This is a genomic window from Clavibacter vidaverae (genome assembly GCF_047529985.1).
Taxonomy (GTDB): domain Bacteria; phylum Actinomycetota; class Actinomycetes; order Actinomycetales; family Microbacteriaceae; genus Clavibacter; species Clavibacter nebraskensis_A.
This window is the reverse complement of record NZ_JBLJAM010000001.1, coordinates 234,708-253,070: the sequence shown is the minus strand read 5'-3', so window position 1 is coordinate 253,070 and position 18,363 is coordinate 234,708. Positions and strand designations below refer to the sequence as shown.

At 70.9% G+C, this 18,363-nt stretch carries 11 protein-coding genes and 1 tRNA gene; 2 read left to right on the top strand and 10 right to left on the bottom strand.

Going from position 1 to position 18,363, the window contains the following annotated elements; translation table 11 throughout:
• Window positions 1–62: 62 nt before the first annotated feature.
• The 6 genes from uvrB to polA form a co-directional block, all read right to left on the bottom strand.
• Complete coding sequence (gene uvrB / locus ACMT9T_RS01195) at window positions 63–2,129, bottom strand: excinuclease ABC subunit UvrB (protein ID WP_191146755.1); 2,067 nt, start codon at window positions 2,127–2,129, stop codon at window positions 63–65.
• Between the two features lie 10 nt (window positions 2,130–2,139).
• Window positions 2,140–2,754 (bottom strand): dephospho-CoA kinase, encoded by a 615-nt coding sequence (gene coaE / locus ACMT9T_RS01190; RefSeq protein WP_414743875.1) that lies wholly within the window; start codon window positions 2,752–2,754, stop codon window positions 2,140–2,142.
• Window positions 2,755–2,871: 117 nt separating this feature from the next.
• Entirely contained in the window at window positions 2,872–4,326 is a 1,455-nt protein-coding gene (gene rpsA / locus ACMT9T_RS01185) for a 30S ribosomal protein S1 (RefSeq protein ID WP_086513559.1), read from the bottom strand.
• A 176-nt stretch (window positions 4,327–4,502) separates the two neighbouring features.
• Window positions 4,503–6,182: a DUF885 domain-containing protein gene (locus ACMT9T_RS01180; RefSeq protein WP_414743874.1), complete on the bottom strand. Its 1,680-nt coding sequence runs from the start codon at window positions 6,180–6,182 to the stop codon at window positions 4,503–4,505.
• Window positions 6,179–6,637 (bottom strand): PTS mannitol transporter subunit IIA, encoded by a 459-nt coding sequence (locus ACMT9T_RS01175; RefSeq protein WP_414743873.1) that lies wholly within the window; start codon window positions 6,635–6,637, stop codon window positions 6,179–6,181. The genes ACMT9T_RS01180 and ACMT9T_RS01175 overlap by 4 nt, the downstream gene beginning before the upstream one ends.
• A 44-nt stretch (window positions 6,638–6,681) precedes the next feature.
• The gene (polA, locus tag ACMT9T_RS01170; protein WP_414743872.1) at window positions 6,682–9,366 is read right to left on the bottom strand and encodes a DNA polymerase I; all 2,685 of its coding nucleotides are present in this window, start codon (window positions 9,364–9,366) and stop codon (window positions 6,682–6,684) included.
• Window positions 9,367–9,418: 52 nt separating this feature from the next.
• Between polA and ACMT9T_RS01165 the strand changes: the two genes are divergently transcribed.
• Complete coding sequence (locus ACMT9T_RS01165) at window positions 9,419–9,853, top strand: PaaI family thioesterase (protein ID WP_414743871.1); 435 nt, start codon at window positions 9,419–9,421, stop codon at window positions 9,851–9,853.
• A gap of 35 nt (window positions 9,854–9,888) precedes the next feature.
• On the opposite strand, the gene ACMT9T_RS01160 is transcribed toward ACMT9T_RS01165, so the two are convergent.
• Window positions 9,889–10,494 carry an ANTAR domain-containing response regulator gene (locus tag ACMT9T_RS01160; protein WP_086517571.1) on the bottom strand — a complete coding sequence of 202 codons (606 nt, stop codon included), beginning with the start codon at window positions 10,492–10,494 and terminating at the stop codon, window positions 9,889–9,891.
• Window positions 10,495–10,579: 85 nt separating this feature from the next.
• Here ACMT9T_RS01160 and ACMT9T_RS01155 point away from each other — a divergent pair.
• Window positions 10,580–10,662, top strand: a tRNA-Leu gene (locus ACMT9T_RS01155).
• Window positions 10,663–10,755: 93 nt separating this feature from the next.
• On the opposite strand, the gene pyk is transcribed toward ACMT9T_RS01155, so the two are convergent.
• The 3 genes from pyk to gltB form a co-directional block, all read right to left on the bottom strand.
• Window positions 10,756–12,201 (bottom strand): pyruvate kinase, encoded by a 1,446-nt coding sequence (gene pyk / locus ACMT9T_RS01150; RefSeq protein WP_414743870.1) that lies wholly within the window; start codon window positions 12,199–12,201, stop codon window positions 10,756–10,758.
• Between the two features lie 86 nt (window positions 12,202–12,287).
• Window positions 12,288–13,745 (bottom strand): glutamate synthase subunit beta, encoded by a 1,458-nt coding sequence (locus ACMT9T_RS01145; RefSeq protein WP_414743869.1) that lies wholly within the window; start codon window positions 13,743–13,745, stop codon window positions 12,288–12,290.
• Window positions 13,738–18,312, bottom strand: coding sequence for a glutamate synthase large subunit (gene gltB / locus ACMT9T_RS01140; protein ID WP_414743868.1), 4,575 nt, complete (start codon window positions 18,310–18,312; stop codon window positions 13,738–13,740). Before gltB ends, ACMT9T_RS01145 begins: the two co-directional genes overlap by 8 nt.
• Window positions 18,313–18,363 lie beyond the last annotated feature (51 nt).

The window sequence follows — 18,363 nt, the reverse complement described above, 5'->3', positions numbered from 1 at the left end:
GCGTCGCCACCGACACCGCCGACGGGGAGGGGGCGCGCGTGCGGCCCTCCCCCGTCCCTCGTTCAGGACAGGTGCCCGGCCTTCTCCATCTGCCGGAGCTCGCGCTTGAGGTCGCCCAGCTCGTCGCGGAGGCGCGCCGCCAGCTCGAACTTGAGCTCGCCCGCGGCCTGCAGCATCTGGTCGTTGAGGTCGGAGATGATGGTCTCCAGCTCGTTCGCCCCGGCGGCCGCCTTGCCCTCGCGACGGAGGTTCGGCGTGGGCGACCGCTTGCCGCCGCCGCGCCCCTCGAGCATCTTCTTCGTGTCCTCGCCCTCGCGCGCCAGGATCTCCGTGATGTCGGCGATGCGCTTGCGCAGCGGCGTCGGGTCGATGCCGTGCTCGGTGTTGTAGGCCACCTGCTTCTCGCGACGGCGGTCGGTCTCGTCGATGGCGCGCTTCATGCTGTCCGTGAGGACGTCGGCGTACATGTGCACCTCGCCCGAGACGTTGCGCGCCGCGCGGCCGATGGTCTGGATGAGCGACGTGGACGAGCGGAGGAAGCCCTCCTTGTCGGCGTCGAGGATCGCGACGAGCGACACCTCCGGCAGGTCGAGGCCCTCGCGCAGCAGGTTGATGCCCACGAGCACGTCGTAGATGCCCGCGCGCAGCTCGCTGAGCAGCTCCACGCGGCGCAGGGTGTCGACGTCCGAGTGGAGGTACCGCACGCGCACGCCCGCCTCCGCGAAGTAGTCGGTGAGCTCCTCCGCCATCTTCTTCGTGAGGGTGGTGACGAGGATGCGCTCGTCCTTCTCCACGCGGATGCGGATCTGCTCGAGCAGGTCGTCGATCTGCCCCTTCGTGGGCTTGACCACGATGGCCGGGTCGATGAGGCCGGTGGGGCGGATGATCTGCTCCACCACGCCGTCGCCCATGCCGAGCTCGTACTTGCCGGGCGTGGCCGACATGTAGACGGTCTGGCCGACGCGCTCGGTGAACTCGTTCCACTTCAGCGGCCGGTTGTCGAGCGCGCTGGGCAGCCGGAAGCCGTGCTCCACGAGCGTGCGCTTGCGCGAGGAGTCGCCCTCGAACATGGCGCCGATCTGGGGGACGGTGACGTGCGACTCGTCGATGATGACGAGGAAGTCGTCCGGGAAGTAGTCGAGCAGGCAGTGCGGGGCCTCCCCCGCGTCGCGCCCGTCGATGTGGCGGGAGTAGTTCTCGATGCCGGAGCAGAAGCCGATCTGCTGCATCATCTCGATGTCGAAGTTGGTGCGCATGCGCAGGCGCTGGGCCTCGAGCAGCTTGCCCTCGCGCTCGAGCACGGCCAGCCGCTCCTCGAGCTCCTGCTGGATGGTGCCGATGGCGCGCTGCATGACCTCGGTCTCGGCCACGTAGTGCGATCCCGGGAAGACGGACACCGAGTCCATCTTGCGGACCACGTCGCCCGTGAGCGGGTGCAGCGTGTAGAGCGCCTCGATCTCGTCGCCGAACATCTCGATGCGGATGGCCAGCTCCTCGTACATCGGGATGATCTCGATGGTGTCGCCACGCACGCGGAAGTTGCCGCGGGAGAAGTCGACGTCGTTGCGCTGGTACTGCATGGAGACGAACTTGCGGATGAGCGTGTCGCGGTTGATCTGCATGCCCACCTGGAGCGCGACCATCGCGTTCATGTACTGCTCGGGCTGGCCGAGGCCGTAGATGCAGGAGACCGTGCTCACGACGACGACGTCGCGGCGGCTGAGCAGGGAGTTGGTGGTGGAGTGGCGGAGCCGCTCGACCTCGGCGTTGACCGACGAGTCCTTCTCGATGAACGTGTCCGTCTGCGGGACGTACGCCTCGGGCTGGTAGTAGTCGTAGTACGAGACGAAGTACTCGACCGCGTTGTCGGGCATGAGCTCGCGGAACTCCGTGGCGAGCTGCGCGGCGAGGGTCTTGTTGTGGGCGAGGATCAGCGTCGGGCGCTGGACCTTCTCGATGAGCCAGGCCGCGGTGGCCGACTTGCCGGTTCCCGTGGCGCCGAGGAGGACGACGTCGGGCTCGCCGGCGTTGACCCGGCCGGCCAGCTCGGCGATGGCCGTGGGCTGGTCGCCGCTCGGGGAGTACTCGCTGACGACCTTGAAGGGGCGCACGGACCGGGTGGGCTGCATGCTCCCGAGTCTACGAGCGGCCTCCGACACCGCCGGACAGGTTCGCCCAGAGCCGATCCGTCTGGGCGAGCGTCGAGTCCAGGGAGACGCCCGAGTCGACGACGTCGTCGGCGACGGCCAGCCGTTCCTCGTCGGACGCCTGCGAGGCGATGCGCCGCTCGGCCTCCTCGCGCGGCATGCCGCGGAGCTCGACGAGGCGGCGGATCCGCTCCTCGCGGGGAGCGTGGACCACCACGATCCGGTCGAACTCGTCGACGCGGCCGGACTCCACCAGGAGCGGGATGTCGTAGACGACGACCGCATCCGGATCCGCCTCCCCCGCCTCGGCCATGCGACGGGCGGACAGCTTGCGGACCGCGGGGTGCGTGATGGCCTCCAGGTCGCGGCGGGCGTCCGGATCCTGGAACACGACGGCGCCGAGCGCCGCGCGGTCGAGGGAGCCATCGGCCTGGATCACGCCCGGGCCGAAGCGACGCGCGATCTCCGCCAGCGCCGGCGTGCCCGGCTCCACGACCTCGCGGGCGAGCCGGTCGGCGTCGATGCGCACCGCCCCGAGCTCCGCCAGCCGGTCGGCCACCACCGTCTTGCCCGCGGCGATGCCGCCCGTCAGTCCGATCACGCGCATGGATCCAGCCTAGGCGCGTGCCGCACCGCGGCCGCACGCGGAGGCCCGAGGCGGCCCGCGCACGACGGAGGCCGCCCTCCCCGAAGGGAGAGCGGCCTCGTCGTGGTGCGGGTGGGACTACTTCGAGCTGGACAGCTTCTCGCGCAGGGCGGCGAGGCTCTCGTCGTCCGCCAGCGTGCCGGCGCCCGTCGAGTCGCTCGTGAAGCCGGGGCCGGCGGACGTGATGCCCGTGTCGGCCGCCTCGGCCTCGGCTGCTGCCGCGACCTGCTTCTTGTGGGCCTCCCAGCGGGCCTGAGCGGCGGCGTACTGCTGCTCCCAGGTCTCGCGCTGGGCCTCGAAGCCCTCCTTCCACTCGTTGGTCTCCGGGTCGAAGCCCTCGGGGTACTTGTAGTTCCCCTGGTCGTCGTACTCGGTGAGCATGCCGTAGAGGGCGGGGTCGAACTCGGTGCCCTCGGGGTCGACGCCGTCGTTGGCCTGCTTGAGGCTCAGCGAGATGCGACGACGCTCGAGGTCGATGTCGATGACCTTGACGAACACCTCGTCGCCGACGGACACGACCTGCTCCGCGAGCTCGACGTGCTTGCCGGAGAGCTCCGAGATGTGCACGAGGCCCTCGATGCCCTCGGCCACGCGGACGAACGCACCGAACGGCACCAGCTTGGTGACCTTTCCGGGCGCGACCTGGCCGATGGCGTGCGTGCGGGCGAAGACCTGCCAGGGGTCCTCCTGCGTCGCCTTGAGCGACAGCGAGACGCGCTCGCGGTCCAGGTCGACCTCGAGGATCTCGACGGTCACCTCCTGGCCCACCTCGACGACCTCGCTGGCGTGCTCGATGTGCTTCCAGCTGAGCTCGGAGACGTGCACGAGGCCGTCGACGCCGCCCAGGTCCACGAACGCACCGAAGTTGACGATCGAGGAGACCACGCCCTTGCGGACCTGGCCCTTCTGGAGGTTGTTGAGGAACGTGCTGCGGCTCTCGGACTGCGTCTGCTCGAGCAGGGCACGGCGCGACAGGACCACGTTGTTGCGGTTCTTGTCGAGCTCGAGGATCTTGGCCTCGATCTCCTGGCCGAGGTACGGCGTGAGGTCGCGGACGCGGCGCAGCTCGATGAGCGAGGCCGGGAGGAAGCCGCGGAGGCCGATGTCCACGATGAGGCCGCCCTTGACGACCTCGATGACGGTGCCGGTGACGACGCCGTCGGACTCCTTGATCTTCTCCACGTCGCCCCACGCACGCTCGTACTGCGCGCGCTTCTTGGACAGGATCAGACGGCCTTCCTTGTCCTCCTTCTGGAGGACGAGGGCCTCGACGGTGTCGCCGACCTTGACGACCTCCGTGGGGTCGACGTCGTGCTTGATCGACAGCTCACGCGAGGGGATGACGCCCTCGGTCTTGTAGCCGACGTCGATCAGGACCTCGTCCCGATCGATCTTCACGACGGTGCCCTCGATGAGGTCTCCGTCGTTGAAGAACTTCAGTGTCTTCTCGACCGCGGCGAGGAAGTCCTCAGCAGATCCGATGTCGTTGATCGCGACCTGCTTGGGCGCCTTGTCGGTCGTTGCGATTGTCATGTAGTTAGTGCTCCAGGATGGGCATGAATAAGGCCGCTGGCGCGGACCCGCGCGGGTACCGGTCGAGCGGCGGACGGATGGGTCGTCGCAGAACTGCGACAGTCGATCTTAGACCCGGCCCGGGAGGCGGGACAACCGCGCCGCGCGGGTCGGTCGCCGACCCGCGCGGAGCGTGCTCAGCGGAGGACCGCGGCGCGGAGGGTGTCGAGGCCGACTCCCCCGATGTCGAGCGCCCGGCGGTGGAACTCGCGGATGTCGAACGCGTCGCCCTCCAGGCGCCGCGTCTCGTCCCGGAGGTCCTCCCAGATGCGCTGCCCCACCTTGTACGACGGGGCCTGCCCCGGCCAGCCGAGGTAGCGGTTGACCTCGAAGCGCACGAACGACGGATCCATGTTCACGTTTCGGCCCATGAAGTCGAAGGCGTACTCGGCGTCCCACCGCGCCTCGCCGTCAGGGCGGGTCTTGCCGAGGTGGACGCCGATGTCGAGCACGACGCGGGCCGCGCGCATCCGCTGGCCGTCGAGCATGCCGAGGCGGTCGGCGGGGTCGTCGAGGTAGCCGAGCTCCTGCATCAGGCGCTCGGCGTACAGGGCCCAGCCCTCCGCATGGCCGGAGGTGCCGGCGAAGCGGCGCCACGTGTTGAGCTCCGCCTTGTTGTAGGTGGCCTGCGCGATCTGCAGGTGGTGGCCGGGGACGCCCTCGTGGTAGACCGTCGTCAGCTCGCGCCAGGTGTCGAACTCGGTGACGCCCTCGGGCACCGACCACCACATGCGGCCCGGACGGCTGAAGTCGTCCGCGGGGCCGGAGTAGTAGATGCCGCCCTCCTGCGTCGGCGCGATCATGCACTCGAGCGCGCGGATCTCCTCGGGGATGTCGAAGTGCATGCGGCCGAGCTCCTCGACGGCGCGGTCGCTCGTCTCCTGCATCCAGGCGCGCAGGGCGTCCGTGCCGTGCAGCTTGCGCGAGGCGTCGCCGTCGAGGTGCGCGATGGCCTCGAGCACGGTCGCGCCGGGGAGGATCTCGCGGGCGATGGACTCCTGCTCCTCCACCATGCGCGCCAGCTCGCCGACGCCCCACTCGTACGTCTCGTCGAGGTCGACCTCGGCGCCGAGGAACGAGCGGGAGCGGAGCGCGTACTGCTCGCGGCCGACCGCGTCGGCGTCGCGGCCGGCGGGCTCGAGCTCCGTGCCGAGGAACTCCGCGAGGCGCGCGTAGGCCGCGCGGGCCTCCTCGGCGCGGGCGCCGAGGTCCTGGCGCAGCGACGCGGGCAGCTCGCCGGCGTCGGGACGCGCCTCCTCGGCGAAGGAGCGGAAGAAGCCGTCGGGGGCCGCCTGGCGCTCGACCTGGCCGAGCACCTCGCGGATCTGGCGCTTCGCCGGCGTCCGGCCGCGGCGGACGCCCTCGCGGAGCGTCTCGATGTAGCCGTCGACGGCGCCGGGGACGTTGCCGAGGCGCGTGGCGACGTGCTCCCAGTCGCCCTCGGTGGCCGTGGGCGAGATGTCGAAGACCTCGCGGATGCCCTGCGCGGGCGACGCGATCACGTTCAGGTCGGAGAGGTGGACGCCCGCCTCGTGCATCTCGACGTCGAGCTCGAGCTCGCGGGTGAGGTCCATGCGGGTGACCTCGTCGACGGCGTCGACGGGCGCGGCCGCGGCCAGGTGGCGGACGACCGCGCGCGCGGCCTCGGCGTGCGCCGCGTGACCGGCGGGCGACGTGTCGCCGTACTCGCCCTCGCGACCCGGGCGGCCGAGGTAGACGCGCTCCTCGGGGTGCAGGTCGAGCGACGTGTCGATCCACCCCTCGGCGATGCGGTCGATCTCCGTCTGCGGTCGGGGGGCCTTCGGCGTCGTCGTCATCCCTCGACCGTACCGGCTCCCAGGAGCGACCGGACGGTCGCGGGATCGGTCGCGCCGCGCAGCTGCTCGGCGCGAACGGGGTCGAGCAGGATCTCGGCGAGGCGCGACAGCAGGGCGATGTGGCCGCCCCCGGTGGCCGCGATCCCGATGACGATGCGGACGTCGTGGCCGTCCCAGTCGACGCCGTCGGGGAGGCGGAGGAGGCTGATCGCGTCCGCCTCGACGAGGTCGCGGCCGGCGGCGAGGGTGCCGTGCGGCACCGCCACGCCCTCGCCCACGAACGTCGACACCGATCGCTCGCGCTCGACCATGGCCTCCACGTAGCCGGGCTCCACGGCGCCGGACGCGACGAGCGCCTCGCCCGCCTGCCGGATGGCGTCCTCGCGGTCGGCGGCGCGGGCGTCGAGCCGGATGGATCCGTCCGCGAGGAGGTCCGAGAGTCGTGCGTTCGTCATGCGCTGGTGCTCCTCGTGCTGGGTGGTCGGGAGGGCGGATCCGGTCAGTGCGCGGCTGCGGACCACGAGTCGCCGCGGCCGACCTGGACCTCGAGCGGCACCCGGAGGTCCGCGGCGTGCGCCATGCGGTCGGCGACGATCGCCTCGAGCGCGTCCCACTCCCCCGCGGCGACCTCGAGGATGAGCTCGTCGTGCACCTGGAGGAGCATGCGCGAGGCCATGTCGCGCTCCCGCATGTCGGCCTCGATGCGGATCATCGCGATCTTCATGATGTCGGCGGCCGACCCCTGGATGGGCGCGTTGAGCGCCGCCCGCTCGGCGTTGTCCCGGAGGACGCGGTTGGGGCTGTTCAGGTCGGGGAACGGACGGCGGCGGCCGAAGATCGTCTCCGTGTAGCCGGCCGCGCGCGCCTCCTCCACCACCTGGCGGAGGTAGTCGCGCACCGAGCCGAACCGCGCGAAGTAGTCGGTCATCAGCTGCTTCGCCTCCGACGACGGGATGCGCAGCTGCTTCGACAGGCCGAACGCGCTCAGGCCGTACGCCAACCCGTAGCTCATGGCCTTGACCTTGGTGCGCATCTCCGCGCTCACGTCCGCCGGCTCCACGCCGAAGATGCGGGATCCCACGAACCGGTGCAGGTCCTCCCCCGCGGCGAACGCCTCGATGAGGCCCTCGTCGCCGGAGAGGTGCGCCATGATCCGCATCTCGATCTGCGAGTAGTCGGCCGTAAGCAGCGTCTCGTAGCCCTCGCCCACGCGGATGGCGCTGCGGATGCGGCGGCCCTCCTCGGTGCGGACGGGGATGTTCTGCAGGTTCGGGTCGTTCGAGGAGATGCGGCCGGTGGTCGTGCCGGTCTGCACGTAGGTGGTGTGGATCCGCTCGTCGTCGCCGATGCCGCGCTCCAGCGTCTGGATGATCTGGCGCAGCTTGCTCGCGTCGCGGTGCTCGAGCAGCAGGTCGAGGAACGGGTGCGGGTTCGACGCCTGCAGGTCGGCGAGGGCGCCCGCGTCCGTGGAGAAGCCCGTCTTGTTGGCCCGCGTCTTCGGCATGCCGAGCTGGTCGAAGAGGACCTCCTGCAGCTGCTTCGGCGAGCCGAGGTTGATCTCCTTGCCGATCTCGGCGAAGGCGCGCTGCGCGAGGTCCGTGATGCGCTCCAGCAGCTGCGCCGACAGCTCGGCGAGGCCGGCGCGGTCGGTCGCGACGCCGCGCAGCTCCATCTCCACGAGCACGAGGAGAGTCGGCATCTCGATGTCGACCATGACCCCGAGGGTGCGCTCGTCGAGCACCTCGCGGAGCGCCTTCTCGACCCGGAGCGTGTACCAGGCCTCGGTGGGCGCCGTGAGCGCCTCGGTCTCGGGCACGAGCTGGTTGGCGTCGGGCTCGGGCAGGTCCTCCAAGAGGTACCGGCTGACGAGCGCGGCGAGCGTCTTGTCGGTGAAGCCGGGACGCAGCAGCCAGCCGGCGACGAGGACGTCGAAGGCGAGGCCCGAGAACGCGAGGCCGGCCCGGCGCATCGCCTTCACCTGCACCTTGGCGTCGGACATGATCTTGGGGGCGTCGCTCGCGAGCCACCGCTCGAAGGGCGCGTAGTCGGCGCGGCCCTCCTGCCAGGGCAGCGTGACCGTCTCGGTCGCGCTCGCGAGCCCGAAGCCGACGGGCTTCCCGTCCTGCGTCTCCACTGTGAGGCCGAGGCCGTGCGGGGACGCGGCGCTCTGCCGGTCGATCCACTTGGCGAGCTCCTCGTCGAGCAGCTGCTGCGCCTGCGGGGCGGCCGGCGCCGTGGACGGCTCCTGCTCGACCGCTCCGACGGGCGTGCCCTCGCTCGACGCCGAGACGCCGGATCCCTCGAGCTTCAGCACGCGCTCGAGCAGCTGCTTGAACTCCAGCACCGCGAAGACCTCGCGGAGCGCGGGCTCGTCGATGGGCTTGCGCTCGAGGTCCGCCGGGCCGAGCGGCAGCTCGACGTCGGTGAGGAGCCGGTTGAGGCGGCGGTTGCGGATGACGTTCTCGTACTGGGCGCGGAGGTTGTCGCCGACCTTGCCCGAGATCTCGTCCCGGTGCTCGATGACCGCGTCGAGCGACCCGTACTGGTTCAGCCACTTCACCGCGGTCTTCGGGCCGACCTTGTCGACGCCGATGAGGTTGTCGCTCGTCTCGCCCACGAGCGCCGCGATGTCCGGGTACATCTCCGGCTGCACGCCGTACTTCTCGAACACCTTCTCCGCGTCGTAGCGCGTGAGCTGCGCGACGCCCTGCGTGGACGGGTAGAGCAGCGTGACGTCGTCGTTGACGAGCTGGATGGCGTCGCGGTCGCCCGAGACGACGAGCACGCGGAAGCCCTGCTCGCGGCCCTGCGTGGCGAGGGTCGCGAGGATGTCGTCCGCCTCGTGGTCCTCCTTGGTGAGGGTGGGGATGTTCATGGTCTTCAGCGCCCGCTCGAGCAGCGGGACCTGGCCCGTGAACTCCACCGGCGTCTCGCCGCGCGTGCCCTTGTACTCCGGGTACTCGCGCGTGCGGAACGAGAAGCGCGAGATGTCGAACGCGACGCCGACGTGCGTGGGCTTCTCCTTCTGCAGGAGGTTGATGAGCATCGCGATGAAGCCATGCACGGCGTTCGTGTGCTGCCCCTCGCGGTTCTGGAAGCTCTCCGCCGGCAGGGCGTAGAAGGCCCGGAACGCCAGGGAATGGCCGTCGATGACGAGGAGGGTAGGCTTTTCCGTGTTCGGCACGGGTCCAGCCTATAGAGGGCTCCCGACCTCGCACCCGGCCCGGAGGATCCCGATGACGCAGCCCGCACCCGACGCCGACGCCACCGCGCGGCTCCTCCGCCAACCCCAGGACGTGGGCGCGCTCGCGGAGAAGATGGGCATCGTCTTCCAGGAGCTCAGCCCGGAGCGCTCGGTCGCCACCATGCCCGCCGAGGGGAACACGCAGCCCTACGGCGTCGTCCACGGCGGCGCGTACGTCGTGCTCGCGGAGTCGCTCGGATCCATGTCCGCCAACGTCCACGCCGGCCCCGACCGCGTCGCGTTCGGCATCGAGCTCAACGCGAGCCACACGCGCTCCGCGTCGTCGGGCACGGTCACCGGCACCTGCACGGCGATCCACCTGGGCGGCACGCTGACGACGCACGAGATCGTGCTCACCGACGACGAGGGCCGGCGGCTCTCCACCGTGCGCATCACGAACATCATCCGCGAGCGCACGCGGCGCTGACGCGCGTCAGGCGCTGCGGGTGGCCCCGCGGCGGGCTACTTCTTGGCGCTGAGCTGCTCGATGATGGCCTGGGCCACGTCGTGCATGGTGAGGCGGCGGTCCATCGACGCCTTCTGGATCCAGCGGAACGCCTCGGGCTCGGTGAGGCCCATCTTCTCGTTGAGCAGGCCCTTGGCCCGGTCGACGAGCTTGCGGGTCTCGAAGCGCTCGACGAGGTCGGACACCTCCGCCTCGAGCGTGATGATCTGGGCGTAGCGGGCCAGCGCGATCTCGATGGCAGGCAGCAGGTCGTTGGGCGTGAACGGCTTGACGACGTAGGCCAGCGCGCCGGCCTCGCCCGCGCGCTCCACGAGCTCCTTCTGGCTGAACGCCGTGAGGAGGACGACGGGCGCGATGTGGTTGCGGTTCAGCCGCTCGGCCGCGGAGATGCCGTCGAGCTGGGGCATCTTGACGTCCATGATGACGAGGTCCGGCCGCAGCTCCGTGGCCAGCGCGACGGCGGTCTCGCCGTCCCCGGCCTCGCCGACGACCTCGAAGCCGTTGTCGCGGAGCGTCTCCACGATGTCGAGGCGGATGAGCGACTCGTCCTCGGCGACGACGACACGGCGGGGGGCTGCGGGGGCTGTTTCCTGGTCACTCACGGATAGGAGCCTACGGTATCGTCAGCCTGGCCGGTGCGCGGCGGATGGGCGGGCAGCCCGCGGGGTCCGCGTGCGGACCGGGTGCGCCGGATTGGCGGAATGGCAGACGCGGAGCACTCAAAATGCTCTGTCCGTGAGGGCGTGTGGGTTCGAGTCCCACATCCGGCACCGGGTCCCGCGAGGGATGCGGAGAGGGCGGGCGACCATCTGGTCGCCCGCCCTCTCGCGTGCCAGCGGGCGGGAGCCGCCGCGGACCGTGCGCTACTTCTCGTACGCGGGAGCCGCCTCGTTCACGGCGTCGCCGACGACGTGGACGCGCAGCTCGTTGGTCGAGCCCGCGATCCCGGGAGGGGATCCCGCGATGACGACGACCTTCTGGCCGACCTCGGCGAGGCCCTCCGCGAGGAGCACGTCGTCGACCTGGTGGAACATCTGGTCGGTGTGCGTGACGGTGTCGACGAGGTACGTCTGCACGCCCCACGACAGCGCGAGGCGACGGCGGATGCCCTCGTTCGGCGTGAACGCGAGGATCGGGATGCCGTTGCGCAGGCGCGTCATGCGCCGGACGGAGTCGCCCGACTCGGTGAAGACGCAGAGGAACCTCGCCTCGACGAACTCGGCGACCTCGGCCGCCGCGAGCGTGATGGCGCCGCCCTGCGTGAAGGGGCGCGTGCCGAGCTCCGGGATGCGCTCCAGCCCGTGCTCCTCGGTCGACTCGATGATGCGCGCCATGGTCTTCACGGTGACGACGGGGAACTCGCCCACGCTCGTCTCGCCGCTCAGCATGAGCGCGTCGGCGCCGTCCAGCACCGCGTTGGCGCAGTCGGAGGCCTCGGCGCGCGTGGGACGCGGGCTCGTGATCATGGACTCGAGCATCTGCGTGGCGACGATGACCGGCTTCGCCTTGCGGCGGGCCAGCTCGACCGCGCGCTTCTGCACGATCGGCACGGCCTCGAGCGGCAGCTCGACGCCCAGGTCGCCGCGGGCGACCATGATCGCGTCGAACGCGTCGACGATCTCCTCGAGCGCGTCGACGGCCTGCGGCTTCTCGACCTTGGCGACGACGGGGACGCGGCGGCCCTCCTCGTCCATGATCTCGTGCACGCGGACGATGTCCGACGCGTCGCGGACGAAGCTCAGCGCGATGAGGTCGGCGCCGAGGCGGAGGCCCCAGCGGAGGTCCGCCTCGTCCTTCTCGGAGAGGGCGGGCACGTTGACCGCGACGCCCGGGAGGTTGATGCCCTTGTTGTTGCTGACCGTGCCGGCCACCTCGACCGTGGTCGTGACGCGCGTGCCGTCGGTGGAGACCACGCGCAGCGTGACCTTGCCGTCGTCGATGAGCAGCGGGTCGCCCGGCTTCACGTCGCCCGGGAGGCCCTTGTAGGTGGTGGAGCAGATGTCCTTCGTGCCCAGGATGTCCTCGACGGTGATGACGAAGGTGTCGCCGAAGGCCAGGTCGTGCGGGCCGTCGGAGAACTTGCCCAGGCGGATCTTCGGGCCCTGGAGGTCGACCAGGACCGCGACCGCGCGGCCCGCGTCGTCCGCGGCCTTCCTGATGATGGAGTAGATGCCCTCGTGGACGTCGTAGGTGCCGTGGCTCAGGTTCATCCGGGCCACGTCCACGCCGGCGTCGATGATGGCGCGGATGCTCTCATAGGAGCTGGTCGCGGGCCCGAGGGTCGCGACGATCTTCGCTCGTCTGGTCATGCTCTGTCTGTCTCGCGTTTCTGCGTCGCACACGGACGCGGTTCGGGTGAGTGGTCGCGGTCGCACGCCGGGGCGCGACGGCCGGGTCAGATGGAGAGAGCGCGGTCCGTGGGACGGACCGGGAACGGGAGCTCCGTGTCCCCCTCAAGGTACCGGTCGACGGCGGACGCCGCTGAACGTCCCTCCGCGATGGCCCACACGATGAGCGACTGCCCGCGGCCCGCGTCGCCCGCGACGAAGACGCCGGCCTGGTCGGTCTGGTAGTCCTCGCCGCGCGCCACGTTGCCGCGGTCGTCGAACGGGACCGCCAGCTGCGACTCGAGCGCGTCCTTCTCAGGACCCGTGAAGCCGAGGGCGAGCAGCACGAGGTCGGCGGGGATCTCGCGCTCGGTGCCCGACTTGGGCACGCGGCGTCCGTCGCGGAACTCCGTCTCCGCGACGCGGACGGCGCGCACGTGGCCGTCGTCGTCCTTCAGGAACTCGACCGTGGAGGCGAGGTAGTGGCGCTCGCCGCCCTCCTCGTGCGCGCTCGACACCTCGAACAGGGTCGGGTACGTGGGCCAGGGCTGGTCGGCGCGGCGCTCCGACGGCGGCTGCTGGCCGATCGCGAGGTTCGTGACCGAGGCCGCCTTCTGGCGGTGGGCGGTGCCGATGCAGTCCGCGCCGGTGTCGCCGCCGCCGAGGACGACGACGTGCTTGCCCTCCGCGTGGATCTGCTCGGGCACCTGGTCGCCCGCCGTGGCGTGGTTCGACTGGCGCAGGTAGTCCATGGCGAAGTGGATGCCGTCGACGTCGCGCCCCGGGATGTCGAGGTCGCGGGGCACGAGCGAGCCCGTGCACACGACGACCGCGTCGTAGCGGAGCCGGAGGTCGGACCAGGTGATGTCCTTCCCGATGTCGACGCCCGCGCGGAAGCGGGTGCCCTCGGCGGTCATCTGCGCCAGGCGCGCCTCGAGGTGGCGCTTCTCCATCTTGAAGTCGGGGATCCCGTAGCGCAGCAGCCCGCCGATGCGGTCGTCGCGCTCGAAGACCGCGACCGTGTGCCCGGCGCGCGTGAGCTGCTGGGCGGCGGCGAGGCCGGCGGGGCCGGATCCGACGACCGCCACGGTCTTGCCCGTGAGGCGCTCCGGCGGGTGCGGCTCGACCCATCCGTTCTGGAAGGCGTCGTCGATGATCGACACCTCGACCTGCTTGATCGTGACGGGCGGCTGGTTGATGCCGAGCACGCACGAGCTCTCGCAGGGCGCGGGGCACAGCCGGCCCGTGAACTCCGGGAAGTTGTTCGTGGCGTGCAGGCGCTCGATGGCCTGGCGGCCCTCGCCGCGCCACGTGAGGTCGTTCCACTCCGGGATCAGGTTGCCGAGGGGGCAGCCCTGGTGGCAGAACGGGATGCCGCAGTCCATGCACCGGCCGGCCTGGCGCACGAGCTCGCCGCGCTCCTGCTGCTCGTACACCTCCTTCCAGTCCATGAGCCGGACCGAGACGGGTCGGCGCTTGGGGAGCTCGCGCTCCGTCACCTTGAGGAAGCCCTTGGGGTCAGCCACCGGTCACCTCCAGGATGCGCTTCCAGGCGACGTCGCCGTCGGGGTCGAGGCCCTCGTCCACCGCGGTCTGGCGGGTGGCGAGGACGGCCGCGTAGTCCCGCGGCAGGATCTTGGTGAAGCGGTGCATGGATGTCTCCGGCTCGGCGAGCAGGCGCTCGGCCACGGTGGATCCGGTCTCGGCGAGGTGCCGGCGGAGGAGGTCGGTCACGATCTCGACGTCGGCGCTCCCGAGCGGGTGGAGCTCGAGCTCGCCCGTGGCGAGCGCGTCGGTGTTGATGCGGTCGTGGTCGAGGTCGATCACGTACGCCGTGCCGCCCGACATGCCCGCGCCGATGTTCCGGCCGGTGCCGCCGAGCACGAGCGCGAGCCCGCCCGTCATGTACTCGAGCGCGTGGTCGCCCACGGCCTCGACGACCGCGGTGGCGCCCGAGTTGCGGACGAGGAACCGCTCCCCCACCATGCCGCGGATGAACATGGTGCCCTGCGTGGCGCCGTAGCCGATGACGTTGCCCGCGATGACGTTCTCCTCCGCGGGGAAGCCGGCCCGGTCGTCCGGGCGCACGACGATGTCGCCGCCCGACAGGCCCTTGCCCAGGTAGTCGTTGCTGTCGCCGATGAGGCGCAGCGTGATGCCCGACGGCATGAAGGCGCCGAAGGACTGGCCGGCGGAGCCGCGCAGGGTGACGTCGATGGATCCCGTCGGCAGCCCGTTCTCCCCGTGCCCCTTGGTGACGAGGTGGCCGAGCATCGTGCCGACCGCGCGCGCCGTGTTGCGCACGGGCAGGTCGATCTCCACGCGGCCGCCGTTCTCGAGCACGTCGCGGCTGAGGCGGATGAGCTGGTTGTCGAAGTGGTCCTCGAGCTCGTGGTCCTGCGACCGCGCGTGCTTCATGGGCTCGCCCCCGGCGAAGGTCGGGCCCACCAGGATCGGCGTGAGGTCGAGCCCCGACGCCTTCCAGTGGTCCACCGCGTCCTCGACGCCGAGCAGGTCGTTGCGACCCACGATCTCGTCGAGCGAGCGGTAGCCGAGCGCGGCCAGGTGCTCGCGCACCTCCTGCGCGATGAACTCGAAGAAGTTGACGACGTGGTCGGCCTTGCCCGGGAAGCGCTTGCGCAGCTCCGGGTTCTGCGTGGCGACGCCGACGGGGCAGGTGTCGAGGTGGCAGACGCGCATCATGATGCAGCCCGAGACGACGAGCGGCGCCGTGGCGAAGCCGAACTCCTCGGCCCCGAGCAGCGCGCCGACGATGACGTCGCGGCCGGACTTCATCTGCCCGTCGACCTGCACGACCACGCGGTCGCGCATGCCGTTGAGGCGGAGGGTCTGCTGCGTCTCGGCCAGGCCCAGCTCCCACGGGGTGCCCGCGTGCTTGAGCGAGTTGACCGGGCTCGCACCCGTGCCGCCGTCGTGGCCCGAGACGAGGATCACGTCGCTCAGCGCCTTCGCGACGCCCGCGGCGACCGCGCCGATGCCCGACTGGCTGACGAGCTTCGTGTGGATCCGGGCGGAGGGGTTCGCGCGCTTGAGGTCGAAGATCAGCTGCTTGAGGTCCTCGATCGAGTAGATGTCGTGGTGCGGCGGCGGGGAGATGAGGCCGACGCCCGCGGTCGCGTGCCGCGTGCGGGCCACCCACGGGTAGACCTTGCCGGGCGGCAGCTGGCCGCCCTCGCCGGGCTTGGCGCCCTGCGCGAGCTTGATCTGGATGTCGTCGGCGTGCGTGAGGTACATGCTCGTGACGCCGAAGCGCCCGGACGCGACCTGCTTGATGGAGCTGCGGCGCTCGGGGTCGAGCAGGCGCTCCACGTTCTCGCCGCCCTCGCCCGTGTTCGACTTGGCGCCGAGCCGGTTCATGGCGATCGCGAGCGTCTCGTGCGCCTCCTCGGAGATCGAGCCGTAGCTCATCGCCCCGGTGGAGAAGCGCTTCACGATCTCGCTGATGGGCTCCACCTCGTCGAGCGGCACCGGCGGACGCGTGCCCGTGCGCAGCTGGAACATGCCGCGCAGCGTCATGAGGTCCTTCGACTGCGCGTCGACCATGGACGTGTACTCGCGGAAGATGTCGTACCGGCGCGTGCGCGTGGCGTGCTGCAGGCGGAAGATCGTGTCCGGGTTGAACAGGTGCGGGGATCCGTCGCGGCGCCACTGGTACTCGCCGCCCGTCTGCAGGCGCTCGTGCGAGAGCACGGCGCCGTCGGTCGGGTACGCGCTGCGGTGGCGGGCGGCGTTCTCCGTCGCGATGACGTCGATGCCGACGCCGCCGAGGCGCGTGGTGGTGCCCGAGAAGTACTGGTCGACGAGCGCCTGCGAGAGGCCGACGGCCTCGAAGCACTGCGCGCCGGCGTACGACGAGACGGTGGAGATGCCCATCTTCGACATGATCTTGAGCACGCCCTTGCCGAGCCCCTTGATGAGGTTCCGCGTGGCCTTCTCCGCCGTGACGCCCGTGAGCATCCCGCTGCGGACCAGCTCCTCGCACGACTCCATGGCCAGGTACGGGTTGACCGCGGACGCGCCGTAGCCGATGAGCAGCGCGATGTGGTGCACCTCGCGCACGTCGCCCGCCTCGACCACGATGCCGACCTTCATGCGGGTCTGCTTGCGGATGAGGTGGTGGTGGACGGCCGCGATCATGAGCAGCGACGGGATCGGCGCCAGGTCGCGGTTGGAGTCGCGGTCCGACAGCACGATGAACTGCGCGCCGTGCTCGATGGCGCGGTCGACCTCGTCGCACATGGCGTCGATGCGCCTCTGCATCGCGAGCGGCCCGTCGTCGACGCGGTAGAGGCCGCTGACGATCGTGGTGGTGCGGCTGCCCGGCCGGTGGTCGATGTGGATGACCTTGGCGAGCTCGTCGTTGTCGATGACGGGGAAGTCGAGCACGACCTGCTTGGTGTGCTCCGGGCCGGCGTCGAGGAGGTTGCGCTGCGGCCCGAGGCCGAGGCGGAGGCTGGTGACGACCTCCTCGCGGATGGAGTCGAGCGGCGGGTTCGTGACCTGCGCGAACTGCTGCGTGAAGTAGTCGAACAGCAGGCGCGGGCGCTGCGAGAGGACGGCGATGGGCGTGTCCGACCCCATGGCGCCGAGGGGTTCGGCGCCCACCTTCGCCATGGGCATGAGGAGCATCCGCACCTCCTCCTCGGTGTAGCCGAAGGTGCGCTGGCGGCGGACGACGGAGGCCGGCGTGTGCACGACGTGCTCGCGCTCGGGCAGGTCGGCGAGGTGGATCCGGTTCTCGAGCCACTCGCCCCACGGCGCGCTCGCGGCCAGCTGGGACTTGATCTCGTCGTCCTCGATGATGCGGCCCGCCTCGGTGTCGACGAGGAACATCTTGCCGGGACGCAGGCGGCCCTTGCGCGCGATGCGAGCCGGGTCGATCTCGAGCACGCCGATCTCGCTGCCGAGCACGACGAGGCCGTCGTGCGTGACGAGGTACCGGCCGGGGCGCAGGCCGTTGCGGTCGAGGGTGGCGCCGACGAGCGTGCCGTCGGTGAAGGTGAGCGCGGCCGGGCCGTCCCACGGCTCCATGACCATCGAGTGGTACTCGTAGAAGTCGCGGCGGACGGGGTCGATGTCCGTCTGCTTCTCCCACGCCTCGGGGACCATCATCATCATGGCGTGCGGCAGGCTGCGGCCGCTGAGGCTGAGGAGCTCCAGGACCTCGTCGAAGGACGCCGAGTCGCTCGCGCCGGGCGTGACGATGGGCATCAGCGGCGAGAGGTCGCCGAGCAGCTCGGACTCGAGCTGGGACTGGCGGGCGCGCATCCAGTTGCGGTTGCCCGCGACGGTGTTGATCTCGCCGTTGTGCGCCATCATCCGCAGGGGCTGCGCGAGCGGCCAGGACGGGAACGTGTTCGTGGAGTACCGCGAGTGCACGATGGCGAGCTTCGAGGCGAAGCGCTCGTCGGAGAGGTCGGGGTAGAACGGCTCCAGCTGGAGCGTGGTGACCATGCCCTTGTAGACGAGCGTGCGCGACGACAGCGAGATGAAGTAGGCGCCGAGCTCCCGCTCCGCGCGCTTGCGGAGGCGGAACGCGAGGCGGTCGAGGGCGAGGCCCGCGGGTCGCTCCACGGAGGACTCCGGGGCGTCCGAGGAGAGGAAGAGCTGGCGGAACGCCGGCATCGCCTTGCGCGCCAGGTTGCCGAGGTGCGTCTGGTCGACCGGGACCTCGCGCCAGCCGAGCACCCGCAGGCGCTCGTCGCCGGCGAGGCGCTCGATGCCGGCCTGCAGCTCCTCGCGCTCGGCGTCGTCGGTCGGCAGGAAGGCCATGCCGACGGCGTACTCCCCCATGGGCGGCAGGTCGAAGCCCACGACCCCGCGCAGGAACTCGTCAGGGATCTGGGTCATGATGCCGGCGCCGTCGCCGGTGCCCGCGTCGGAGCCGATGGCGCCGCGGTGCTCGAGGTTCCGCAGCGCGTCGAGCGCGTTCACGATGATGTCGTGGCCCGGGGTGCCGCGCAGCGTGGCCACCATGGCCAGGCCGCACGCGTCCTTCTCGAACGCCGGGTCGTAGAGGCCCTGCTTCACGGGGAAGGAGCCGCCGGGAGGGGAGGTGGAGGAGAACGCCATGGGAACCGTCCTAGATGCACTGCGGAGGGACGTCGCTGGCCCTGTGGTGGG

Excerpts from the sequence above, each read along its gene's own strand:
- ACMT9T_RS01175 (WP_414743873.1), bottom strand. The coding sequence starts at position 6,637 with ATGACGAACGCACGACTCTCGGACCTCCTCGCGGACGGATCCATCCGG.
- coaE (WP_414743875.1), bottom strand. The coding sequence starts at position 2,754 with ATGCGCGTGATCGGACTGACGGGCGGCATCGCCGCGGGCAAGACGGTG.
- uvrB (WP_191146755.1), bottom strand. The coding sequence starts at position 2,129 with ATGCAGCCCACCCGGTCCGTGCGCCCCTTCAAGGTCGTCAGCGAGTAC.
- rpsA (WP_086513559.1), bottom strand. The coding sequence starts at position 4,326 with ATGACAATCGCAACGACCGACAAGGCGCCCAAGCAGGTCGCGATCAAC.
- gltB (WP_414743868.1), bottom strand. The coding sequence starts at position 18,312 with ATGGCGTTCTCCTCCACCTCCCCTCCCGGCGGCTCCTTCCCCGTGAAG.
- ACMT9T_RS01165 (WP_414743871.1), top strand. The coding sequence starts at position 9,419 with ATGACGCAGCCCGCACCCGACGCCGACGCCACCGCGCGGCTCCTCCGC.
- pyk (WP_414743870.1), bottom strand. The coding sequence starts at position 12,201 with ATGACCAGACGAGCGAAGATCGTCGCGACCCTCGGGCCCGCGACCAGC.
- ACMT9T_RS01180 (WP_414743874.1), bottom strand. The coding sequence starts at position 6,182 with ATGACGACGACGCCGAAGGCCCCCCGACCGCAGACGGAGATCGACCGC.